The sequence below is a fragment of the Phycicoccus elongatus Lp2 genome, assembly GCF_000367525.1.
Classification (GTDB): Bacteria; Actinomycetota; Actinomycetes; order Actinomycetales; family Dermatophilaceae; genus Phycicoccus_A; species Phycicoccus_A elongatus.
In genome coordinates this window covers 680,157-683,133 of sequence record NZ_HF570956.1, presented here as the reverse complement: position 1 = coordinate 683,133, position 2,977 = coordinate 680,157, and the positions used below count along the sequence as shown (strand labels likewise).

Sequence of the window (2,977 nt, the reverse complement as noted above, 5' to 3'; positions counted from 1 at the left end):
GCCGGCCGCGGCCCGCTGACCGACCAGGAGCCCGAGCTGGCCGGCGTGCCCGCCGCCCTGACGCTGACCGTCGGCATCGGTCCACGGGTCGTCGCCGGTGTCGGCGCGCCGGCACCGGCGTGGCTGGCACCGCTGCCACCCTTCACGGTCGACCGGCTCGAGGAGCGCTGGTCCGGCACGGACCTGCTCCTGCAGGTCTGCGCGAACTCACCGACCACCGTCGCGCACGCCCAGCGACGCCTGCTCACCGGGCTCGCCCCGCTCACCACGTTGCGCTGGGTGCAGCGCGGCTTCCGTGAACCGCACGAGGGCCCGGGACTGCCGATGCGCAACCTGTTCGGCCAGGTCGACGGGACCGTGCAGCCGGACGTCCACGGGCTCGACGAGGCACTCCTGTGGTGCGGCGGGGACCAGCCGGCCTGGCTGCGCGAGGGCAGCGCGCTGGTGCTGCGCCGGATCCGGATGAACCTCGACACCTGGGACCAGGTCGACCGGTTGTCGAGGGAGAACGCCATCGGGCGGCGGCTCGACACCGGGGCGCCCGTGACCGCTCCCCCGGGTGCCGATGCGCTGGCCCCGCCGGACCTCGACGCCCAGGACTCCCTGGGGTTCCACGTCATCGACGACGGCGCCCACCTGCGACGGGCCCATGCGCAGGCCCCACACGAGCGCTTCCTGCGCCGGCCTTACTCGTATGACGACCCGCCCGCACCCGGAGAGCTGTCCGACAGCGGCCTGCTCTTCGCCGCCTTCATGGCCGACCCGGTGCGCCAGTTCGTGCCCGTGCAGCAGCGCCTGGCGGAGAAGGACCTGCTCAACATCTGGACCACCCCGGTCGGGTCGGCGGTCTTCGCCATCCTGCCCGGCGCGCGCGAGGGCGAGATCCTGGGCGAAGCGCTCCTCGCCTGATCCGCGCACCACGCGCTCAGCAGAGGAATCAGTCGGGGCCACAGGGTCTCTACCCTGTGGCCCCGACTGGAACCTGCGTCAGCAGAGGTTGCTACCTCAGGCGCGCGGCTTCTCGCGCATCTCGTAGGTGGCGATGAGGTCCCCGAGCTGCAGGTCGTTGAACGACCCGAGGTTGATGCCGCACTCGTAGCCCTCACGGACCTCGGTCACGTCATCCTTGAAGCGCCGCAGGCCGGCGATCTCGACGTTCTCGGCGATGACCACGCCGTCGCGAGTGATCCGCGCCTTCGAGCCACGCTTGATCTCGCCGCTGCGGACGATCGACCCGGCGATGTTGCCGAACTTGGACGACCGGAAGATCTCGCGGATCTCCGCCGTGCCGAGCTCGACCTCCTCGAACTCCGGCTTGAGCATGCCCTTGAGCGCCGCCTCGATCTCCTCGATCGCCTGGTAGATGACCGAGTAGTAGCGGATCTCGACACCCTCGCGCTCGGCGTAGTCGGCGTTCTGCCCCTCCGCGCGCACGTTGAAGCCGATGATGATCGCGTTGGAGGCCATCGCGAGGTTGATGTTGTTCATCGTGATGGCACCGACACCGCGGTCGATGATCCGCAGGTCGACGTCGTCGCCCACGTCGATCTGGAGCAGCGCGTCCTCGAGCGCCTCGACCGACCCGGACACGTCGCCCTTGAGGATGAGGTTGAGCGTGTCGACCTTGCCGGCCGCGAGCGCCTGGTTGAGGTCCTCGAGCGAGATCCGCTTGCGGGCCTTGGCCAGGCTGGCCTGGCGGTCCGCGGCCTCACGCTTCTCGGCGATCTGACGTGCGGTGCGGTCGTCCGGGGCCACCACGAAGGTGTCACCGGCACGCGGCACGGAAGAGAGCCCGAGCACCTGGACCGGCCGCGACGGGGTCGCCTCCGGCACCTGGTTGCCGTGCTCGTCGAGCATCGCGCGCACGCGACCGTAGGAGGAGCCGGTGACGATGGCGTCCCCGACACGCAGCGTGCCGCTCTGGATGAGCACGGTCGCCGTCGCGCCACGGCCCTTGTCGAGGTTGGCCTCGATCGCGACACCACGAGCGTCCCGGTCCGGGTTGGCCCGCAGGTCGAGCGCGGCATCCGCGGTCAGCAGGACGGCCTCGAGAAGCTCCTCGATGTTCTGGCCCTGCTTGGCCGAGACGTCGACGAACATCGTCTCGCCGCCGTACTCCTCGGCGACGAGGTTGTACTCGGTGAGCTGCTGACGGATCTTGGCCGGGTTCGCGCCCTCGACGTCGATCTTGTTGACCGCGACCACGATCGGCACGTCGGCCGCCTGGGCGTGGTTGAGCGCCTCGATGGTCTGCGGCATCACGCCGTCGTCGGCGGCGACGACGAGGATCGCGATGTCGGTGACCTTGGCACCACGGGCACGCATGGCGGTGAAGGCCTCGTGACCCGGGGTGTCGATGAAGGTGATCGGCCGGTCCACGCCCTCGTGCTCACGATGGATCTGGTAGGCGCCGATGTGCTGGGTGATGCCGCCGGCCTCGCCGGCCTGCACGTTGGCGTTGCGGATCGCGTCGAGCAATCGGGTCTTTCCGTGGTCGACGTGGCCCATGACCGTGACGACCGGGGGACGGGCCTCGAGGTCGTCCTCGTCCTCGGAGTCGACGCCGAACTCGAGGTCGATGTTGAAGGAGTCGAAGAGCTCCTTCTCCTCCTCCTCGGGCGAGACCATGCGGATGTCGTAGCCGAGCTCGGACCCGAGCACCTTGAAGGTGTCCTCGTCCAGGCTCTGCGTGGCCGTCGCCATCTCACCGAGGTGGAACAGGACCGTGACCAGCGATGCCGGGTTGGCGTTGATCTTGTCGGCGAAGTCGGTCAGGGACGCACCCTGACGAACCTGGACGATCGTGGTGCCGTCACCGCGAGGGACCTGCACACCACCGATCGTCGGGGCCTGCATCTCCTCGAACTCCTGGCGCTTCGCGCGCTTGGACTTCCGTCCCCGCTGGGGACGGCCGCCACCGCGACCGAAGGCACCCTGGGTGCCACCACGACCACCGGGGCCACCACCGGGACGACCG

The 2,977-nt window shown here is 69.7% G+C and carries 2 protein-coding genes; one reads left to right on the top strand and one right to left on the bottom strand.

Annotated elements, in window-relative coordinates; all coding sequences use genetic code 11:
• A partial coding sequence (locus BN10_RS03255) for a Dyp-type peroxidase (protein ID WP_040752392.1) occupies nucleotides 1-909 on the top strand: 909 nt, incomplete at its 5' end.
• A gap of 96 nt (nucleotides 910-1,005) precedes the next feature.
• On the opposite strand, the gene infB is transcribed toward BN10_RS03255, so the two are convergent.
• Nucleotides 1,006-2,977 (bottom strand): translation initiation factor IF-2 (gene infB / locus BN10_RS03250; protein ID WP_198013996.1); only part of this gene is annotated, 1,972 nt, incomplete at its 5' end.